Here is an 18,858-nt window from a genome sequence, read left to right on the forward strand (position 1 = left end):
CGCCTCTTTTAAATCACTGGTGCCGGGGCCTGCCCCGGCTGCTTCAATGCGCTGCCTTGATCCGGTCGACCACCCGCTGGGCCAGGTCGTCCGGCTTGAACTTGGCCAGGAAGTCATCGGCACCGACCTTCTTGACCATCGCCTGGTTGAACACCCCGGAAAGCGAAGTATGCAAGCAGATGTGCAATTTTTGCATGCGCGGATCGCTGCGGATCTCCGCCGTTAGCGTATAGCCGTCCATTTCCGGCATTTCAATGTCCGAGATCATCATCAGGAACTCTTCCTCCGGCTTCTTGCCCTCATCCACCAGCTGGCGCAGGTAGTTCAGGGCCTGACGGCCGTCATTGAGCGCCACCACCTCGACCCCCACGGTCTGCAGGCAGCGGCTGACCTGCTTGCGCGCCACCGACGAATCGTCGACGGTGAGCACCCGCAACAGCACGGCCTTGTCCTGCACCTCGGCATCGATCACCCCGGCCGACACCGACTCGGACGACGGCGCCACTTCGGCCAGCACCTTCTCCACATCGATGATCTCGACCATGCGGTTGTCCACCCGGGTGACCGCGGTCAGGTAGTGGTCGCGGCCGGTGCCCTTGGGTGGCGGATGGATTTCTTCCCAGTTCATGTTGACGATGCGCTCCACCGAGTGCACCAGGAAGCCTTGGGTCTTGGTGTTGTACTCGGTGATGATCACGAAACTGTTGCGCGTGTCTTCCTGCAGCGGCCGCAACCCGGTGGCCATCGACAGGTCGAGGATCGGGATGGTCGCCCCGCGAATATTGGCAACACCGCGCACCACCGGGTGCGCCTTGGGCAGCAGGGTCAGCGCAGGGCATTGCAGCACTTCCCTGACCTTGAATACGTTGATGCCGTAAAGCTGCTCGCCATTGAGGCGGAACAGCAGCAATTCCAGGCGATTCTGCCCCACCAGCTGTGTGCGCTGGTTGACCGAATCCATAACACCTGCCATGCCAGACTCCTTTATGTTTCAGCCTTTCGTTGCAACTCAGGTAGCGAGTCGGCACGGGCTTTGCTTTTTTGAGCGCCATGTACACGAAAACGACATTTTTCCGACGATTGACGCGCCTGCTGCCTGGCTCGCTGGCCATGCTGTGCCTTCTGGTGCCCGGCGTTCGCACGGTAGCGGACGCGTTTACCTTGCCTGAACAGCTTATCGGTGTCACTCAAGGGTTTCTTGAATTCAGCGTCGAAGATTATCTGGCCACCACCCAGACCGCCGGCCGTTACGAGATCCAGGTCAACCCGCTGGACCCGCGCCTGCGCATGCCGCTGTGCAGCCAGCAGCTGGACGCCTCGCTGGAAAGCCCGGCCCAGCCGTTGGGCCGCGTCACGGTAAAGGTACGCTGCGAAGGCACGGCGCCTTGGACCGTGTTCGTGCCGGCCACCGTGCGGCTGTTCCGCGATGTGGTGGTGGTGACCCGGCCGCTCAAGCGCGACAACGTGGTAGGCGAAGGCGACGTGGCCCTGCGCGAGCGCGATGTCGGCACCCTGGGCCAAGGCTTTTTGACCGAACTGGAACAGGCGATAGGCATGAAGATGCTGCGCCCCACGGTGATCGACCAGGTACTCACCCCGCAACACCTGGAACAGGCCGAGGTAGTGCGCAAGGGCGACCACGTGGTGATCATCGCCCGCAGTGGCAGCCTGAGTGTGCGCATGCCCGGAGAAGCCCTGAGCAAGGGCGGCCTGAGCGAACAGATCCGGGTGCGCAACCTCAATTCCAAACGGGTGATCAAGGCCAGGGTGACCGGCCCCGGCCAGGTCGAAGTAAGTATGTAGCCAGCCCATTGATTTGCGCTGGCGGTGAGGAACCGCTTTTCCTAAACTGTGTCAGAAAACGGGTTCGCGAGCTTGCTGACAGGCGGCTATGCATTTGTGCCTAAAGTTTCTTTCGGGTTGGCCGAAAACAAGGCAAGCGTCCAAATACCCAGAGGTTTCTGATCATGGTCATCGACTTCAGTCGTTTGAATAACTCTCCGTCCGTCACGGGCGGCGTGCGCGGCAACACCGCGAACGGCAGCGCCGAAAAACCGGCAGCCAGCCAGGAAGCGGCAACCGCCACCAGCGCCAGCGGAGAAGCGGTACACCTCAGCCAAGAGGCCCAGCAGTTGCAGAAGATCAGCGACAAGCTGCGCGACGAGCCAGTGGTCAACAGTGCCCGTGTGGCCCAGTTGAAACAGGCGATCGCCGACGGCAGCTACCAGGTCGATGCCGGCCGGGTCGCCAGCAAACTGCTCGATTTCGAAGCCCAGCGCTGACCGTTCGGCGCGCTGACTTCACGGACGCTAGAAAAGCCAAGAGTTAGCCATGCACGACACCACCTTGCTGCAACTGATCGAAGATGACATTGCCCCCATGCAGGAACTGCTTGACCTTCTGCAAAAGGAAGCGATCGCCCTGCATGGCCGCGACATGCCGCTGCTGGAACAGATCCTGGCGCGCAAGCAGTCGTTGATCATCTTGCTCGAGCAGCACGGCCAGCGCCGCAGCCAGTTGCTCGGCAGCCTGGGCCTGAGCGCCGATCGGGCCGGTGTGCAGGCGGTGGCTGCGCAATCGCCCCATGGCGAAGCGATGCTGCAGCGGCTCGACATGCTCTCGCAGCTGATGGACAACTGCCAGCAGGTCAACCAGACCAATGGCCGGATCATCCAGGTGCAGCAACACGTCACCAACAACCAGATCCGGATCCTCATGGGCGGCGATTCTCCGTCGCTCTACGACAGCCGCGGCAGCACCTCGCCACTGGCCAAGCCACGGGCGCTCAGCCAAGTGTGATTTTTTCTATCAAGGCACGGAACATACTGGCAAAATGCCGTTAATTGCGTGTGTCGCTTTTGCCTGGAGAACGATAAGCCGTGTTCAATGAATCCGATGCCCCGCAGCCGCCAAAGGTGCTGAACACCCCTTTGGAGATTGCGGCCAACTTGCGGCAGCTGCAGGAAAGCCACGACCCCCTGATCATCACCTTCCACGACCGCAGCCAGCGCTTCCAGAGCTACGTGGTGCACGTGGACCGTGAAAGCAACACCCTGGCGCTGGACGAGATGATCCCGCGCGACGGTGAAAAGTTCATCGAGAACGGCGAACACTTCCGCGTCGAAGGCTTCCACGATGGCGTGCGCATCGCCTGGGACTGCAACCACGAGCTGAAGATCAGCGAAGTCGACGGCAACCGCTGCTACCGCGGCGCCATGCCATTGGAGATGACCTACCACCAGCGCCGCAATGCGTTCCGCGCCGCGCTGAAGCTGTCGCAGCTGGTCGATGTCATCCTCGATGGTGCCCACCTCAAGGGCAACGGCGCCCTGCGTGGCAAGCTGCTGGACATCTCCGCCACCGGCTGCAAACTGCGCTTCGAAGGCAATGTCGAGGATCGCCTGCAACTGGGCCAGGTGTACGAGCGTTTCAAGGCGGGCAACCCGCTGGGCCTGGTCGACACCATGGTCGAGCTGCGCCACCTGCACTATGAAGAGCGGATCAACACCACCTTTGCCGGCGTGCGCTTCCATAACTTTACCGGGCAGGCGCAGCGCAAGGTCGAGAGCTTCGTGTACCAGTTGCAGCGTGAAGCGCGGCGGTTCGACAAGGACGACTATTGATCGTCGGTCGAGTACAAAAACGCCACCTATCAAGGTGGCGTTTTCATTTGTGCTTCTCCTGTGCCGGCCTCTTCGCGGGCACGCCCGCTCCCACAGAACTGCACATAACTCATTGAATTAGCAGGGACTCTGTGGGAGCGGCTTTAGCCGCGAACACCGGCGCAGCCGGTGCCATGCACCGCGTTGGATTCTTCGCGGCTAAAGCCGCTCCCACAGGGTACGCGTACTGCTTGCAGATCCAGTTATCTACGCGAAAGCTCTCCCACAGGTACAGCGCATGCTTCGAACCCGGCGCGGTCGCTGTGGGAGCGGGCGTGCCCGCGAAGAGGCCGGCACAGGCCTACACCGACTTGCTGACCTCACCTTCCGGCTCAGGCTCCTTGTCAGCCCCCTTCTCTTCCGCCTCGGTATCCTCCGCCGCCACCGGTGCCTGCATCACCTCCTGTACCGTCTGCTCATCCACCCGTGGGTCCAGCGCCGCCGACAGTGGCGAACCGGCAGCCGGCATGGCAACGTGGCCCAAAGGCGCATCCTGCACCTGGTGCAGCCCGGTGACCGCCTTCGGCCGAATGCGCCACACCAGCACCAGGGCAAAGAACACGAAGAAGGCATACAGCATCTGCGGGCCCAGCACCTTCATCAGCACGCCTGCCGCCAGCGGCCCGATACACGCGCCCACGCCGTAGGTCACCAGCAGCATCGCGGTCAGCGACACCCGCCGTTCGCTTTCCACATGGTCGTTGGAAAACGCCACCGCCAGCGGGTACAGGCAGAACTGCAGCAACGAAATCACGAAACCTATGCCGAACAGCAACTCCAGCGGCACGCTGGGCAACATCGCCAGCGGCGCCGAGGCCAGCGCCAACCCCACCGCCACGCTGCGGATGAGCACTGCCCGATCGTAGCGGTCAGACAACCAGCCCAGCGGCCACTGCACCAGCAGGCCGGCAAAGATGCAGCTACCCATGAACAGACCGACCTGCTCGGTAGTCATGCCCTGGCTGGAGGCATACAAGGGCGCCAGGCCATAGAACGAGCCGACGATCAGCCCCGAACCCAGCACCGTGCTGAGCGACTGCGGCACGCGCTTGATGAAGAACTTCGGCTCCATCGGGGCCGGGCGCAACGGTGCGGGGTGTATGCGCCGGGTCATGGCGACCGGCACCAGGCACAGGGTGAAACACATGGCCACCAGCATCAGCAGCTCCAGGCCAAGCTGTGGGTGCACCACCAGGATCAGCTGGCCGAGCACCAGGCCCAGGTACGAGGCGATCATGTAGCCGCTGAACACCGCGCCGCGATGCTTCACGTCGGCCTGCTCGTTCAGCCAGCTCTCGATGACCATGTACTGGCACATCATCCCCAGGCCGACGATCATCCGCAGCCCGACCCAGGCCGGCAGCCAACTGGTCAAGCCATGGCCGAGCACCGCCGCGCCGACGATGCCGGCGCAAGTGGCATAGGCGCGAATGTGCCCTACCCGGCCAATCAACCGGTGGCCGACCTTGCCGCCTACCGCCAGGCCAAAGTAGTTGGCCGCCATCAAGGCACCCACCCACAGGCTGTCGACATGATCGGCTGCCAGGCGCAGGGCCAGGTAGGTACTGAGCAGGCCCGAGCCGATCAACATCATCAGCGCGGCGAAATACAACGACTGAAACGGCTTCCAGATATTTCGCATAGGTCCCTTGCGGCTCCCGGGTCAGGTGGCGATGGGTTGCAGCCAAGCATAAAAGCAAAATTGCTGCGGCGCAGTCCCCTGCCTGACAAATCGTGAATCAAGGGCGCGTCCAGTGTCGGTCATGTCGTGATCATGCACTTGCATCATGGGACCAAGCTGCGCTCCAAGCGTTTCCATCTCATTGTTCACCAGCCGAAGGTTTAGCTTGCCTCTTCCCATCCCGGGAGCAACTGAGACTGGAGGTTACATGATCAAAGCTGACTTCACCGCCGAACTGCATACCCATGCAGGCCGAGTGGTAGTTGCAGAATCATCCGTCGGGCAACACCCATTCACATGGCTGGATGAGGACGGCTGGTTGTGTGTCGATAATCACCGAAAGGCGCATGCGCGGAACGAGATCGTACGTATCGCGTTCGATTTCAAGTACATCACATCGGAGAAGGGACGGGACCTCTACTACATCTCGTGCAACAACCACTGGAAATTCGCAGGCGCGAGGCTTGAGCAAAATTCCAGAGGCTGGCTCGGCCTGTATGGAACAGGCGTGATCGGCAGAGTCACGGATGCCGTGGCAAACTTCAAGCCGCAACTGGCAGGCCTTGGCGACTACTGGAAAATCGATACACAAGATTATTGGAACGGCGACCTGAACAGCGCCGAAAGAGTTCCGTTCTACCTGCGCGACAAACACGGCCATCGTGTGGCATCGACAAGGCCTGAAGATGCATCCACAGACCTGTCCCTCACCTTTGACAGATTTCTGAATGCAAGCGCAACGCCGGGACAGATACTCACGTTCTACTTGAAGAACATCCGGCTAGCCTGACACCCAGCATCACTGCGAAGACCCTGCCAGGAGGTGCCCTGCCTGATGGAATCAATGAGGCGTTGCCAAGGCCAAATCATCAGTCAGGCCACACCTATTCCCGCAAGGTCATGCCATTGGCCGGCAGCGGCAAGGCCGTCTTGTAGCGCACCTGCTTCAAGGCGAAACTGGAACGGATGTTGGCCACCCCTGGCAACCGCGTCAGGTAATCCAGGAACCGTTCCAGCGCCTGGATACTGGGCAGCAGTACGCGCAACAGGTAGTCCGGATCGCCCGTCATCAGGTAGCACTCCATCACTTCGGGCCGTTCGGCAATTTCTTCCTCGAAACGGTGCAACGACTGCTCGACCTGTTTTTCCAGGCTCACGTGGATGAACACGTTCACGTCCAGCCCCAACGCCTCGGGCGACAGCAAGGTCACCTGCTGGCGGATCACCCCCAGTTCTTCCATGGCCCGCACCCGGTTGAAGCAGGGTGTGGGGGACAGGTTCACCGAGCGGGCCAGCTCGGCGTTGGTGATGCGGGCATTTTCCTGCAGGCTGTTGAGAATGCCGATATCGGTACGATCGAGTTTGCGCATGAGACAAAATCACCGGTTTTTTGTGTTTATACGGAATGTTTATCTGCCCTGCTCCGCAAAGGCAATCAACTTGAGAGAAAAATTCTCCTGCCGGCCCACTAAGATGTAGGGGACGCTGACCTACCAGTCACAAGCCGGTACTCAGCGGCGGCCGCTTCAGAGCTCACAAAAACAAATACCCGAGCGAGCGTAAAAAGCATGAACGAGTACGCCCCCTGCGTTTGCATGTGCCCGAGCCTACCGGCCGGCCAGGCTGCCAGACCGATTTCTCTTACCTGCGCCTGAACGATGCAGGTCAAGCCCGTAAACCCCCAGTCGATGTCGACGCTGCCGACACCGCGGACCTGTCCTACAGCCTGATCCGCGTGCTCGACGAGCAAGGCGACGCGCAAGGCCCGTGGGCCGAAGACATCGACCCGCAAGTTCTCCGCCAGGGCATGCGCGCCATGCTCAAGACACGGATTTTCGACAGCCGCATGGTGGTCGCCCAGCGCCAGAAGAAGATGTCCTTCTACATGCAGAGCCTGGGTGAAGAAGCCATCGGCAGCGGCCAGGCCCTGGCGCTGAACCGCACCGACATGTGCTTCCCCACCTACCGCCAGCAAAGCATCCTGATGGCCCGCGACGTGTCGCTGGTCGAGATGATCTGCCAGCTGCTGTCCAACGAGCGCGACCCGCTCAAGGGCCGCCAGCTGCCGATCATGTATTCGGTACGCGACGCCGGTTTCTTCACCATCAGCGGCAACCTGGCGACCCAGTTCGTGCAGGCGGTCGGCTGGGCCATGGCCTCGGCGATCAAGGGCGATACCAAGATCGCCTCGGCGTGGATCGGCGACGGCGCAACCGCCGAGTCGGACTTCCACACCGCCCTCACCTTCGCCCACGTGTACCGCGCCCCGGTGATCCTCAACGTGGTCAACAACCAGTGGGCGATTTCCACCTTCCAGGCCATCGCCGGTGGCGAGTCGACCACCTTCGCCGGCCGTGGCGTGGGATGCGGCATTGCCTCGCTGCGGGTTGACGGCAACGACTTCGTCGCCGTGTACGCCGCCTCGCGCTGGGCCGCCGAACGCGCCCGTCGCGGCCTGGGCCCATGCCTGATCGAGTGGGTCACCTACCGTGCCGGCCCGCACTCGACCTCGGACGACCCGTCCAAGTACCGCCCGGCCGATGACTGGAGCCACTTCCCGCTCGGCGACCCGATCGCCCGCCTGAAGCAGCACCTGATCAAGATCGGCCACTGGTCCGAGGAAGAACACCAGGCCACCACTGCCGAGCTGGAAGCCGCGGTGATCGCCGCGCAGAAGGAAGCCGAGCAGTACGGCACCCTGGCCAACGGTCACATCCCGAGTGCCGCCTCGATGTTCGAGGACGTGTACAAGGAAATGCCCGACCACCTGCGCCGTCAACGCCAGGAACTGGGGGTTTGACATGAACGACCACAACAACAGCATCAACCCGGAAACCGCCATGGCCACCACTACCATGACCATGATCCAGGCCCTGCGCTCGGCCATGGATGTCATGCTCGAGCGCGACGACAATGTGGTGATCTACGGCCAGGACGTCGGTTACTTCGGCGGCGTGTTCCGCTGCACCGAAGGCCTGCAGAACAAGTACGGCAAGTCCCGCGTGTTCGACGCGCCGATCTCCGAAAGCGGCATCGTCGGCACCGCCGTGGGCATGGGTGCCTACGGCCTGCGCCCGGTGGTGGAAATCCAGTTCGCCGACTACTTCTACCCGGCCTCCGACCAGATCGTTTCCGAGATGGCGCGCCTGCGTTACCGTTCGGCCGGCGAGTTCATCGCCCCGCTGACCCTGCGCATGCCCTGCGGTGGCGGGATCTATGGCGGCCAGACCCACAGCCAGAGCCCGGAAGCGATGTTCACCCAGGTGTGCGGCCTGCGCACTGTCATGCCGTCCAACCCGTATGACGCCAAGGGCCTGCTGATCGCCTCGATCGAATGCGATGACCCGGTGATCTTCCTGGAACCCAAGCGCCTGTACAACGGCCCGTTCGACGGCCACCACGACCGCCCTGTCACACCGTGGTCGAAGCACCCGCAAAGCGCCGTGCCCGATGGCTACTACAGCGTGCCGCTGGACAAGGCGGCCATTACCCGCCCCGGCAACGACGTGACCGTGCTGACCTACGGCACCACGGTGTACGTGGCCCAGGTGGCTGCCGAAGAAACCGGCGTCGACGCCGAGGTGATTGACCTGCGCAGCCTGTGGCCGCTGGACCTGGACACCATCGTCGAGTCGGTGAAAAAGACCGGCCGCTGCGTGGTGGTACACGAGGCCACCCGCACCTGCGGCTTCGGCGCCGAACTGGTGTCGCTGGTGCAGGAACACTGCTTCCACCACCTGGAGGCGCCGATCGAGCGCGTCACTGGCTGGGACACCCCCTACCCCCACGCACAGGAATGGGCTTACTTCCCAGGGCCTTCGCGGGTAGGTGCGGCATTGAAAAAGGTCATGGAGGTCTGAATGGGCACGCACGTCATCAAGATGCCGGACATTGGCGAAGGCATCGCGCAGGTCGAGTTGGTCGAGTGGTTCGTCAAGGTCGGCGACATGATCGCCGAAGACCAGGTAGTGGCCGACGTCATGACCGATAAGGCCACCGTTGAAATCCCTTCGCCGGTCAGCGGCAAGGTGCTGGCCCTGGGTGGGCAGCCAGGTGAAGTGATGGCGGTCGGCAGCGAGCTGATCCGCATCGAAGTGGAAGGCAGCGGCAACCATGTGGATGTGCCCACCCAGGATGTGCCCAAGCGCGAACAGATCGAGGCTCCCGCTGCCCCGGTAGCCGCCAAGCCAGAGCCGCAGAAGGAAGCAAGACCGGCCGCGTGCCAGGCGCCCGTCAACCACGAGGCAGCCCCGATCGTGCCGCGCCAGCCAGGCGACAAGCCGCTGGCCTCGCCGGCGGTGCGCAAGCGTGCCCTGGATGCCGGTATCGAACTGCGTTACGTGCATGGCAGCGGCCCGGCCGGGCGCATCCTGCACGAAGACCTCGACGCCTTCATGAGCAAGCCGCACAGCACTGGCGGACAAGCGCCGAGCGGCTATGCCAAGCGCACCGACAGCGAGCAGGTGCCGGTGATCGGACTGCGCCGCAAGATCGCCCAGCGCATGCAGGACGCCAAGCGCCGGGTCGCGCACTTCAGCTATGTGGAAGAAATCGACGTCACCGCCCTGGAAGCCCTGCGCCAGCAACTCAACAGCAAGCACGGCGACAGCCGCGGCAAGCTGACCCTGCTGCCGTTCCTGGTGCGCGCCCTGGTCGTGGCACTGCGCGACTTCCCGCAGATCAACGCCACCTATGACGACGAAGCCCAGGTCATCACCCGCCATGGCGCGGTGCATGTGGGCATCGCCACCCAGGGTGACAACGGCCTGATGGTACCGGTGCTGCGCCATGCCGAAGCTGGCAGCCTGTGGAGCAATGCCGGCGAGATCTCGCGCCTGGCCAACGCTGCCCGCAACAACAAGGCCAGCCGCGACGAGCTGTCCGGTTCGACCATCACCCTGACCAGCCTGGGCGCCCTGGGCGGCATCGTCAGCACACCGGTGGTCAACACCCCGGAAGTGGCGATCGTCGGCGTCAACCGCATGGTCGAGCGGCCTGTGGTGATCGACGGCCAGATCGTCGTGCGCAAGATGATGAACCTGTCCAGCTCGTTCGACCACCGCGTGGTCGATGGCATGGACGCCGCGCTGTTCATCCAGGCCGTGCGTGGCCTGCTCGAACAACCCGCCTGCCTGTTCGTGGAGTGAGCATGCAACAGACTATCCAGACTACCCTGTTGATCATCGGCGGCGGCCCTGGCGGCTACGTGGCTGCCATCCGCGCCGGGCAACTGGGCATACCCACCGTGCTGGTGGAAGGCCAGGCACTGGGCGGTACCTGCCTGAACATCGGCTGCATCCCGTCCAAGGCGCTGATCCACGTGGCCGAGCAGTTCCACCAGACCTCGCGCTTTGCCGGCCCGTCGGAGCTGGGCATTAGCGTCTCCTCGCCGCGCCTCGACATCGGCCAGAGCGTGGCCTGGAAGGAAGGCATCGTCGACCGCCTGACCACCGGCGTCGCCGCCCTGCTGAAAAAGCACGGGGTCAAGGTGATCCATGGCTGGGCGAAGGTGCTCGACGGCAAGCAGGTCGAGGTCGATGGCCAGCGTATCCAGTGCGAGCACCTGTTGCTGGCCACTGGCTCCAGCAGTGTCGAACTGCCGATGCTGCCGCTGGGCGGGCCGATCATTTCCTCGACCGAAGCCCTGGCGCCGAAAACCCTGCCGCAGCACCTGGTGGTGGTGGGCGGCGGCTACATCGGCCTGGAGCTGGGCATCGCCTACCGCAAGCTGGGCGCACGGGTCAGCGTAGTGGAAGCGCGCGAGCGCATCCTGCCGACCTACGACAGCGAGCTGACCGCACCGGTGGCCGATTCGCTGAAGAAACTGGGCATCACCCTGCACCTGGGCCACAGCGTCGAGGGTTACGAAGGCGGCTGCCTGCTGGCCCGTGATGGCCAGGTTGGGCAACTGCGCCTGGAAGCCGACCAGGTGCTGGTGGCCGTGGGCCGTCGGCCGCGCACGCAAGGTTTCAACCTGGAGTGCCTGGACCTGAAGATGAACGGCGCCGCCGTCGCCATCGACGAGCGCTGCCAGACCAGCATGCGCAATGTCTGGGCCATCGGCGACGTGGCCGGCGAACCGATGCTGGCGCACCGGGCCATGGCCCAGGGCGAGATGGTCGCCGAGATCATCGCGGGCAAGGCACGCCGTTTCGAACCCAGCGCGATCGCCGCGGTGTGTTTCACCGACCCGGAAGTGGTGGTGGTCGGCAAGACCCCGGAACAAGCCAGCCAGCAAGGGCTGGATTGCATCGTCGCGCAGTTCCCGTTTGCTGCCAATGGCCGGGCCATGAGCCTGGAATCGAAAAGCGGTTTCGTGCGGGTGGTGGCGCGCCGTGACAACCACCTGATCCTGGGTTGGCAGGCGGTTGGCGTGGCGGTTTCCGAGTTGTCGACGGCGTTTGCCCAGTCGCTGGAGATGGGCGCGTGCCTGGAGGATGTGGCCGGCACCATCCATGCCCACCCGACACTGGGTGAAGCGGTACAGGAAGCGGCACTGCGCGCCCTGGGCCACGCCCTGCATATCTGACACTGAAGCGGCCCAGGCCGATTTGGCCCGCAGCGCCCAAGGCGTTGCGGGTCTTTTTTCATTCGGGCCTTACGGCGGTCCAAGACGCTGAAGCTCGCGCGACCGCTGTAGGAGCGGCCTTGTGTCGCGAAAGGGCTGCGTAGCAGCCCCGGCAATTTGTGCATCCTCGCTGAAACCCTGGGGCTGCTTCGCAGCCCTTTCGCGACACAAGGCCGCTCCTACAGGGGATCTGCGCCAGGCGGCCTATTCGGCTATCGCGTTCTTGCCAGCATCTTTGGCCCGGTACAGCGCCGTGTCGGCACGCGCCAGCAGTGCATGCTGGTCCTCTCCTTCCTGCCATTGCACCACGCCGTAACTCATGGTCAGCCGGCAATCGCCCACCGGCTCCACCTGCACCATCGCCTGGCGCAAGCGTGCTGCCACCTCCAGCGCCTCGCCCAGCGAGGCCTGCGGCAATACGATGACGAACTCGTCCCCACCCCAGCGCGCCAGCAGGTCCTGCTGCCGCAGGCAGGTATGCAGAACGTCGACCACCCGCACCAGCGCCGCATCGCCACGGGCATGGCCATAGCGGTCATTGATCGGCTTGAAGTCGTCCAGGTCCATGGCTATCAGCGACAACGGCTGGCGAAAGCGCTTGGCACGCTCGCACTCCAGTTGCAGCGCCTTCTCCAGCCGATAGCGGTTGGCAATGCGGGTCAACGCGTCGCGCTCGGCCAGCTCGCGGTTTTCATCCAGCTGCCGCTGCAACTGCTGGTTCACCCAGGACAGCTCGCGGGTGCGTTCGGCCACCTGGCTTTCCAGCGACTGGTTCCTCTGCTCCAGTTGCGCCACCAGGCGCTTGTTGGCGTCGATGTTGCGGTGGGCACCGAGCATGCGCGCCACCGAGCCGTCCTCGTTACGGGCGATGATGTGGCCGCTGTCTTCGATCCACAGGTAGCTGCCATCGTGGCAACGGCAGCGGTATTCGACCAGGTAGTGCTCGTTGCGCTGGTTGATGTACGCCTCGAAATGCGCCATCACCCGCGAGTAGTCCTCCGGGTGGATCACGCTTTCCCAGGTGAGCACCGAGTTGGCCATGGAGTGACTGGGGTAGCCGAGCATGGCGTACCAGCCCGGGTTGCGATAGACGTAGCCGGTATTGGCATTCCAGTCCCAGATACCATCGCTGATCAGATCGAACAACGTATGCAACTGCTGTTCACTGAAGCCGGCGGGTACCGGCCGGGTTTCCTGACTCATGGACGCTCTCCCTGGCTCCTGGCGCACCCGAACAGAATAGCCCCGACGCCCTGTTTTTGCGGCGCTGAGGACAGGCATGGATCGAGGACGCTCAAGCCAACTGCAACAGCGCCTCCTCCACTGCGGCAACCACCTGGTTGCCCTTGGCACCCGGCAGCCGCCATGCGGCGATGGTCATGCCCAGTGGCACCGCGCGGTCGATGGGGGCGACCAGTTCGCCGCTGTCGAGGTAGCGTTGTACCAGGCTTCTGCGCCCTATCAGCACCCCGGCGGCCAGCAAGGCTTGCTGCAGGGCGATCGAGTACAGGGAAAAACCCGGCCCACGGGCAACGAACTCTTGCCCGGGCATCACCGCCCCCGTCCACACCGCCCAGTCGTTCCAGCCCACATCGGCGATGCAACGGGCGTCGGCAAGGTCCTCGGGCTTGGCGATGCTGGCGGCCAGGGCCGGCACGCACACGGGCAGGACTTCTTCCGTGGCTATCCTGCGTTGCCAGCGCTCGGGCTTTTCGGTGTAGAACAGGCACAGGTCGAACGGGCTGCGTTTCAGGTTGGGCGGCTCATCCACCGCCGTCACCGAGATCTCGATGGGTGCCAGCAACCGGGTCAGTTCCGGCAGGCGTGGCCCTATCCACAACTGCGCCAGGGCAGGCGATGTGACGATATGCACCCGCTGCGGTGCGGCCAGGCGGCGCAGTGTGCGTGCAGCGGCTTCGACCGCGTCGAACGCCTCGGTGAACTGGCCTTTCACGCTTTCACCCAAGGGCGTCAGGCGCACGCCTTTGGCATGGCGCTCGAACAAGGCTGCGCCATATTCGCTTTCCAGGGTCTTGACCAGGGCGGCGATGGCCCCCGGGGTCACCTTCAGCTCGAGTGCGGCACGGGCAAAACCGCCCAGGCGGGCTGACGCTTCGAAGGCACGCAGGGCATTGAGCTGCAGCGAGTGCCGGGTAGGAGTATCGAGGTACACGGTTTAAGGCCTATTTTTTTTAGGCCTACTATTCCAGAAATCTGACGTTGAGGCCAACTGTCGCGCGCATTAACGTGGACGTACCGCCCTTGCACCGTCTGCACTCTTTCAAGGATTTCAAATGCCGTATCCAAACGGGACCCAAGCGTTCAGGCAAGGTGCCCACAGCGCCCTGCCATTGACCTCCGGCATCGTGCCCTTCGGCCTGATCACCGGGGTCACGGCGATCGGCATGGGCCTGTCGCCAACCGATGCCATCGGCATGACCTTGCTGTTCTACTCCGGCTCGGCGCAAATGGTGGTGATGCAGTTGATGCAAAGCGCCGCCCTGCCGGTGACCATGGTGGTCACCGCGCTGGTGATCAACCTGCGCTTCCTGATGTACAGCGCCAGCCTGGCCCCGCACCTGGGCCAGCTGCCGCGCCGCCAAAAGTGGCCGATGGCGTACATGCTGTCAGATCAGTCCTTCGCCTTGTGCACGCTGAAGATGGGCTCGGGCGGGCTCGGGCAGTATGCCTACCCCTACTATGCCGGTACGGCAATCACCATGTTCTTCGGCTGGAACCTCTCGGTGCTGGCGGGCATGTACCTGGGCGCGAGCATTCCTGAAGACTGGTCGCTGGGCTTTGCCATTCCATTGTCATTCCTGGCCCTTTTGATACCCGGCATTCGCAATGCGGCCACGCTTGGCGCAGCGCTGACCGGCGGCGTGCTCGCCGTGCTGGCCGCCAACCTGCCCTACAACCTCGGCCTGCTGGCTGGCGCGCTGGGCGGCATCATCGCCGGGCTGGCCATCGAGAGCTGGCAAAAACAGCAAACCGTGGCAGACGCCAATACCGAGCAGGAAGCATCATGAGCGAAACGACCCAGTGGATAACCTTCATTCTGATAGGCCTGGGCACCTTCGCCATCCGCCTGTCGTTCATCGAGTTGCACACGGTGCTGCGCATCCCCCCACTGTTTCGCCGCGCCCTGGCGTATGTGCCGGCCAGCGTGTTGGCGGCATTGGTACTGCCGGCCGTGGTATTCCCCGACCGGCAGGCAGGGTTCGACTGGATGAACCCGCAGATACCAGCGGCGATACTGGCCGCGCTGGTGGCGTGGCGTACGCGCAGCACGATGCTGACGCTGATTGTGGGCATGGGAGTGCTGTGGGCCTTGAAGCATTTGGGGATGTAGCCCTTTCGCGACACAAGGCCGCTCCTACACGGCCAGCGTCAGCTCGGCGGCTTCTTGAAGTATCAGACCGCGCTGGCCTTGGCCAGGTCCAGCGAGCGTGTCTCGGGCGCCATCAGCCAGGTGCAGAGCAGCCCGACCATTGAAATGCCAAACGCCACGATCATGGTGTTGGCAATGCCGAGCGACTACAGCGACGTGGGCACCAGGTAGGTGCCGATGGCGGCACCGATACGCGACAGGGAATAGGAAATGGCGTCCCAGGCAGGAATTGAACCTGCAACCTTCCCCTTAGGAGGGGGATGCTCTATCCAATTGAGCTACTGAGACGCAAGTACCGGCAGCGGACGCTGCACAGCAGGACGGCCAGCATGTTAACCAGCATGCTGGCGTTTGTCATGCCTCATGCGGGCTTTTTCGCGTAATCCTTTTCTGCCAATGCTACACCTGCGGCAGCACGCCTTCATCACGCAGCAGCGCAAACAATGCCGCGACCGCGGTTTCCAGGGTGGTGGAGTTGTCCAGCACATGCAGCGACGGATCGGCCAGCGCCTGCAAGCGAGCATTACGTGCCAGGCGCTGCTCGACTTCCTCTGCGCTTTCCCGGCCGCGGGCCACCAAGCGCTCGCGCAGCACCTCGTGCCGGACCTCGACCAGCACTGCCAACAGGTTCGGGTAGCGCCGACGCGCCTCGGCCAGATAAGCCCGCGAACCATTCACCAGCACCGCCCTGCCCTCCGCCAGCCACTGGTCCACCTGCAGTGGAATGCCGTAATCCAGGCCATTGGCTCGCCAATGCATGGCGAACGCGCCTTGCGCGCGCAGTGCTTCGAACTGTTCGGCCGTGACTCCATGGGCGGCTTCGCCCTTGGCTTCGGCCGACCGGGTAATGACGCGACGGGCGATTTCCACCCCGGCGGCTGCCAATCGCTCACGAGAAGCATCGATCAGGGAATCTTTCCCGGAACCCGACGGTCCTACCAGATATATCAACCGACCTGTCCCTGATTGGCGGTCGCTTGCGTCATGTTGCATAGCCACTATGCTCTATGGAGGGAAACCGGCACATTCTAGGGGCTTTCCCAGCCTTTTGCTGCTTTTTACCAGTTTTTGACGGCAAAAGTCTGACGATTGGACAAGTCGGAACATGTAAAACTTTTCAAACCAGTACTCATTTCTGATAATTGGTACTGGCACAAAGCCTTTATCCGGCTCACTATTTGTCACAGAATTGACGCCAAGGAAACGGCGACCATGAGGCAAGATGAGCATCCATTTTTCACAGACGGTTGAACATTTCGTCGTCGCCACGGTCGTACTACCACCCCGTGCGGCCAATTTGAGAACCGCTTCCCCTGAACCAAAATCCGGTCAATTTATATGCGCCCAATGAAACAGGCTATTTATTCGAGCCGCACCGCTGACAAGTTCGTCGTCCGCCTGCCAGACGGGATGCGTGAGCGCATTGCCGAGGTAGCGCGCAACCATCACCGCAGCATGAACTCCGAAATCATCGCGCGCCTGGAACAGAGCCTTATCCAGGAAGGTGCGCTGGGTGACGAGTTGAGCATGCGCCTGGACAGCCCTGAACTGTCCCTGCATGAACGCGAGTTGCTGCAACGCTTCCGCCAACTGTCGCACCGCCAGCAGAACGCGCTGGTCGCCCTCATCGCTCACGATGTGGAAATGGCTACCGACGCCTCCTGAGGTTTGCAGCCGAACATGAAAAAGCCAGCGTAAGCTGGCTTTTTTGTGGATGGTGATCCTGCAAGAGACGCGATCCGTTTGTTTGGGGACCGCGGGCTACAGCAGGAACAGCGTGGCCAGCCCGAGGAAGATGAAGAACCCGCCGCTGTCGGTCACCGCGGTAATCATCACGCTGGAGCCCATCGCCGGGTCGCGTCCCAGGCGCGTCAGGGTCATCGGGATCAACACTCCCATCAAGGCCGCCAACAGCAGGTTCAAGGTCATCGCCGCAGTCATCACCAGGCCCAACGACCAGCTGCCATACAGCCAGAACGCCACCGCGCCGATCACCCCGCCCCAGATCAGGCCGTTGAGCAGCGATACCGCCAGCTCCTTGCGCATCAGGCGGCTGGTGTTGCCCGGCGACACTTGGTCCAGCGCCATGGCGCGCACGATCATGGTGATGGTCTGGTTACCGGAGTTGCCACCAATACCCGCCACGATCGGCATCAGCGCAGCCAGGGCCACCAGCTTCTCGATCGAACCTTCGAACAGGCCGATCACTCGCGACGCAACGAAAGCAGTAATCAGGTTGATGGCCAACCAGGCCCAGCGGTTGCGCAGCGAACGCCAGACCGAGGCGAAGATGTCTTCTTCCTCGCGCAAACCGGCCATGTTCAGCACTTCGCTTTCGCTTTCTTCACGAATCAGGTCGACCATTTCGTCGATGGTCAAGCGGCCGATCAGGCGTTCGTTCTTGTCCACGACCGGCGCAGATACCAGGTCATAACGCTCGAAGGCCTGCGCCGCATCATAGGCATCTTCCTCGGGGTGGAAGGAGACCGGGTCGGTCGCCATCACTTCCGCCACCTTCTTTTCCGGGTCATTGACCAGCAGGCGCTTGATCGGCAATACGCCCTTGAGAATGCCGTCATAGTCGACCACGAACAGTTTGTCGGTGTGGTTCGGCAGCTCTTTCAGGCGGCGCAGGTAGCGCAACACCACTTCCAGGCTGACGTCTTCGCGGATGGTTACCATCTCGAAGTCCATCAGCGCACCAACCTGCTCCTCGTCGTAGCTCAGCGCCGAACGCACGCGCTCGCGTTGCTGGGCATCGAGGGTTTCCATCAGCTCGTGAACAACGTCACGCGGCAGCTCAGGAGCCAGGTCGGCCAGCTCGTCGGCGTCCATTTCCTTGGCGGCGGCGAGCAGTTCGTGATCGTCCATGTCGGCGATCAGCGATTGCCGCACGGCGTCGGACACTTCCAGCAGGATGTCGCCATCGCGATCCGAGCGCACCAGCTGCCAGACCGTCAGGCGGTCTTCCAGAGGCAAGGCTTCGAGGATGTAGGCGATGTCGGCGGGGTGCAGGTCATCGAGCTTGCGCTGCAGCTCGACGAGGTTCTGGCGGTGGACCAGGTTTTCCACCAGGTCGTTGTGGGCGCCTTCCTGACGGTGGGTCAGGTCTTCGACCACGCGCTGGCGTTGCAGCAGTTCGACCACCTGGGCCAGGCGGTCCTGCAGGCTTTCCTGCGCTTTTTTTACTTCTACTTCAGTCATAGGCGAACTCCACTCCCAGCAGCGGAGCACGCCGGGAGAATCAATCGGTCAGATCTTTCTGTATGAATCTTGTTAGCGAGTAACTACTGGGTAAGTCCATGGTGGTTTTCCACAAGCCCCGGCGGGGCTGACGGGCGCAATCATACACTGCTAAAGCTGTCAGATCGCTTAAAATTTTGGCCAGAACAATCGTTTGCGTGATAAAGCTGGGACAACGCTCGAAGCTATCAGTGCGACGGTGGGTCTGGCGGTCAAGTTACATTTGTTGTGTGCCTGGATGTGTATGCGGTGCCTGATCGATACTGGGGCTGCTTTGCAGCCCATCGCGACACAAGGCCGCTCCTACAAGGGA

The 18,858-nt window shown here is 62.6% G+C and carries 19 protein-coding genes, 1 tRNA gene and 1 pseudogene; 12 read left to right on the forward strand and 9 right to left on the reverse strand.

All coding sequences use genetic code 11. The annotated features are described in order from the left end of the window. Nucleotides 1-43: 43 nt before the first annotated feature. Nucleotides 44-973, reverse strand: coding sequence for a chemotaxis protein CheV (locus AB5975_01690; protein XDR20701.1), 930 nt, complete (start codon nt 971-973; stop codon nt 44-46). Nucleotides 974-1,050: 77 nt separating this feature from the next. Between AB5975_01690 and flgA the strand changes: the two genes are divergently transcribed. The 4 genes from flgA to AB5975_01710 all read left to right on the forward strand — a co-directional run bounded on the left by flgA (nt 1,051) and on the right by AB5975_01710 (nt 3,623). Further along, nucleotides 1,051-1,803, forward strand: a complete 753-nt coding sequence (gene flgA / locus AB5975_01695) for a flagellar basal body P-ring formation chaperone FlgA (GenBank protein ID XDR20702.1) — start codon at nt 1,051-1,053, stop codon at nt 1,801-1,803. 164 nt (nt 1,804-1,967) lie between these two features. Then, nucleotides 1,968-2,282, forward strand: coding sequence for a flagellar biosynthesis anti-sigma factor FlgM (gene flgM / locus AB5975_01700; GenBank protein ID XDR20703.1), 315 nt, complete (start codon nt 1,968-1,970; stop codon nt 2,280-2,282). Nucleotides 2,283-2,331: 49 nt separating this feature from the next. Then, complete coding sequence (locus AB5975_01705; GenBank protein XDR20704.1) at nt 2,332-2,799, forward strand: flagella synthesis protein FlgN; 468 nt, start codon at nt 2,332-2,334, stop codon at nt 2,797-2,799. 80 nt (nt 2,800-2,879) lie between these two features. Next, entirely contained in the window at nt 2,880-3,623 is a 744-nt protein-coding gene (locus tag AB5975_01710) for a flagellar brake protein (GenBank protein ID XDR20705.1), read from the forward strand. A gap of 340 nt (nt 3,624-3,963) precedes the next feature. On the opposite strand, the gene AB5975_01715 is transcribed toward AB5975_01710, so the two are convergent. Then, nucleotides 3,964-5,304, reverse strand: a complete 1,341-nt coding sequence (locus AB5975_01715) for an MFS transporter (protein ID XDR20706.1) — start codon at nt 5,302-5,304, stop codon at nt 3,964-3,966. Between the two features lie 247 nt (nt 5,305-5,551). Between AB5975_01715 and AB5975_01720 the strand changes: the two genes are divergently transcribed. Further along, nucleotides 5,552-6,133 carry a hypothetical protein gene (locus tag AB5975_01720; GenBank protein ID XDR20707.1) on the forward strand — a complete coding sequence of 194 codons (582 nt, stop codon included), beginning with the start codon at nt 5,552-5,554 and terminating at the stop codon, nt 6,131-6,133. A 94-nt stretch (nt 6,134-6,227) separates the two neighbouring features. Here the strand turns inward: AB5975_01720 and bkdR are convergent, their stop codons facing one another. Continuing rightward, nucleotides 6,228-6,713, reverse strand: a complete 486-nt coding sequence (bkdR, locus tag AB5975_01725; GenBank protein XDR20708.1) for a Bkd operon transcriptional regulator BkdR — start codon at nt 6,711-6,713, stop codon at nt 6,228-6,230. 215 nt (nt 6,714-6,928) lie between these two features. On the opposite strand from bkdR, the gene AB5975_01730 reads away from it, so the two are divergent. Genes AB5975_01730 through lpdA form a run of 4 tightly spaced genes read left to right on the forward strand, consistent with a single transcriptional unit; the run spans nt 6,929 to nt 11,872 of the window. Continuing rightward, nucleotides 6,929-8,143, forward strand: coding sequence for a 3-methyl-2-oxobutanoate dehydrogenase (2-methylpropanoyl-transferring) subunit alpha (locus AB5975_01730; protein XDR22895.1), 1,215 nt, complete (start codon nt 6,929-6,931; stop codon nt 8,141-8,143). Between the two features lies 1 nt (nt 8,144). Continuing rightward, the gene (locus AB5975_01735) at nt 8,145-9,203 is read left to right on the forward strand and encodes an alpha-ketoacid dehydrogenase subunit beta (GenBank protein XDR20709.1); all 1,059 of its coding nucleotides are present in this window, start codon (nt 8,145-8,147) and stop codon (nt 9,201-9,203) included. Next, on the forward strand, nt 9,204-10,490 hold the full coding sequence (locus AB5975_01740) for a dihydrolipoamide acetyltransferase family protein (GenBank protein ID XDR20710.1): 1,287 nt from the start codon (nt 9,204-9,206) through the stop codon (nt 10,488-10,490). A gap of 2 nt (nt 10,491-10,492) precedes the next feature. Then, a complete protein-coding gene (gene lpdA / locus AB5975_01745) occupies nt 10,493-11,872 on the forward strand; it encodes a dihydrolipoyl dehydrogenase (protein XDR20711.1) in 1,380 nt (459 codons plus the stop codon). A 243-nt stretch (nt 11,873-12,115) separates the two neighbouring features. Here lpdA and AB5975_01750 read toward each other — a convergent pair whose 3' ends face one another. Together AB5975_01750 and AB5975_01755 are read right to left on the reverse strand one after the other, a co-directional pair. Next, nucleotides 12,116-13,114 carry a diguanylate cyclase gene (locus AB5975_01750; GenBank protein ID XDR20712.1) on the reverse strand — a complete coding sequence of 333 codons (999 nt, stop codon included), beginning with the start codon at nt 13,112-13,114 and terminating at the stop codon, nt 12,116-12,118. A 91-nt stretch (nt 13,115-13,205) separates the two neighbouring features. Beyond that, nucleotides 13,206-14,084, reverse strand: a complete 879-nt coding sequence (locus AB5975_01755; protein ID XDR20713.1) for a LysR family transcriptional regulator — start codon at nt 14,082-14,084, stop codon at nt 13,206-13,208. 121 nt (nt 14,085-14,205) lie between these two features. On the opposite strand from AB5975_01755, the gene AB5975_01760 reads away from it, so the two are divergent. Both AB5975_01760 and AB5975_01765 read left to right on the forward strand, forming a co-directional pair. Continuing rightward, nucleotides 14,206-14,940, forward strand: a complete 735-nt coding sequence (locus AB5975_01760; protein XDR20714.1) for an AzlC family ABC transporter permease — start codon at nt 14,206-14,208, stop codon at nt 14,938-14,940. Continuing rightward, nucleotides 14,937-15,263, forward strand: a complete 327-nt coding sequence (locus AB5975_01765; protein XDR20715.1) for an AzlD domain-containing protein — start codon at nt 14,937-14,939, stop codon at nt 15,261-15,263. Before AB5975_01760 ends, AB5975_01765 begins: the two co-directional genes overlap by 4 nt. Nucleotides 15,264-15,325: 62 nt before the next feature. Here the strand turns inward: AB5975_01765 and AB5975_01770 are convergent. From AB5975_01770 to phnN, 3 genes and pseudogenes are all read right to left on the reverse strand, one after another. Further along, a pseudogene (locus AB5975_01770) lies at nt 15,326-15,505 on the reverse strand (MFS transporter). 8 nt (nt 15,506-15,513) lie between these two features. After that, nucleotides 15,514-15,590 (reverse strand) — tRNA-Arg (locus AB5975_01775). 111 nt (nt 15,591-15,701) lie between these two features. After that, nucleotides 15,702-16,295, reverse strand: a complete 594-nt coding sequence (gene phnN, locus AB5975_01780) for a phosphonate metabolism protein/1,5-bisphosphokinase (PRPP-forming) PhnN (protein XDR20716.1) — start codon at nt 16,293-16,295, stop codon at nt 15,702-15,704. Nucleotides 16,296-16,640: 345 nt separating this feature from the next. Here phnN and AB5975_01785 point away from each other — a divergent pair, with 345 nt between their 5' ends. Next, nucleotides 16,641-16,967 (forward strand): Arc family DNA-binding protein, encoded by a 327-nt coding sequence (locus AB5975_01785; GenBank protein ID XDR20717.1) that lies wholly within the window; start codon nt 16,641-16,643, stop codon nt 16,965-16,967. A 96-nt stretch (nt 16,968-17,063) separates the two neighbouring features. On the opposite strand, the gene mgtE is transcribed toward AB5975_01785, so the two are convergent. Beyond that, a complete protein-coding gene (gene mgtE / locus AB5975_01790) occupies nt 17,064-18,506 on the reverse strand; it encodes a magnesium transporter (protein XDR20718.1) in 1,443 nt (480 codons plus the stop codon). Between the last annotated feature and the right edge of the window lie 352 nt (nt 18,507-18,858).

The organism is Pseudomonas putida, from assembly GCA_041071465.1.
GTDB lineage: Bacteria > Pseudomonadota > Gammaproteobacteria > Pseudomonadales > Pseudomonadaceae > Aquipseudomonas > Aquipseudomonas putida_P.

Coding starts and splice junctions, on each gene's coding strand:
- AB5975_01785 (XDR20717.1), top strand. CDS start 16,641: ATGCGCCCAATGAAACAGGCTATTTATTCGAGCCGCACCGCTGACAAG.
- AB5975_01760 (XDR20714.1), top strand. CDS start 14,206: ATGCCGTATCCAAACGGGACCCAAGCGTTCAGGCAAGGTGCCCACAGC.
- mgtE (XDR20718.1), bottom strand. CDS start 18,506: ATGACTGAAGTAGAAGTAAAAAAAGCGCAGGAAAGCCTGCAGGACCGC.
- AB5975_01735 (XDR20709.1), top strand. CDS start 8,145: ATGAACGACCACAACAACAGCATCAACCCGGAAACCGCCATGGCCACC.
- bkdR (XDR20708.1), bottom strand. CDS start 6,713: ATGCGCAAACTCGATCGTACCGATATCGGCATTCTCAACAGCCTGCAG.
- AB5975_01705 (XDR20704.1), top strand. CDS start 2,332: ATGCACGACACCACCTTGCTGCAACTGATCGAAGATGACATTGCCCCC.
- flgA (XDR20702.1), top strand. CDS start 1,051: ATGTACACGAAAACGACATTTTTCCGACGATTGACGCGCCTGCTGCCT.
- phnN (XDR20716.1), bottom strand. CDS start 16,295: ATGCAACATGACGCAAGCGACCGCCAATCAGGGACAGGTCGGTTGATA.
- AB5975_01750 (XDR20712.1), bottom strand. CDS start 13,114: ATGAGTCAGGAAACCCGGCCGGTACCCGCCGGCTTCAGTGAACAGCAG.
- AB5975_01715 (XDR20706.1), bottom strand. CDS start 5,304: ATGCGAAATATCTGGAAGCCGTTTCAGTCGTTGTATTTCGCCGCGCTG.
- flgM (XDR20703.1), top strand. CDS start 1,968: ATGGTCATCGACTTCAGTCGTTTGAATAACTCTCCGTCCGTCACGGGC.
- AB5975_01720 (XDR20707.1), top strand. CDS start 5,552: ATGATCAAAGCTGACTTCACCGCCGAACTGCATACCCATGCAGGCCGA.
- AB5975_01740 (XDR20710.1), top strand. CDS start 9,204: ATGGGCACGCACGTCATCAAGATGCCGGACATTGGCGAAGGCATCGCG.
- AB5975_01765 (XDR20715.1), top strand. CDS start 14,937: ATGAGCGAAACGACCCAGTGGATAACCTTCATTCTGATAGGCCTGGGC.
- AB5975_01690 (XDR20701.1), bottom strand. CDS start 973: ATGGCAGGTGTTATGGATTCGGTCAACCAGCGCACACAGCTGGTGGGG.
- lpdA (XDR20711.1), top strand. CDS start 10,493: ATGCAACAGACTATCCAGACTACCCTGTTGATCATCGGCGGCGGCCCT.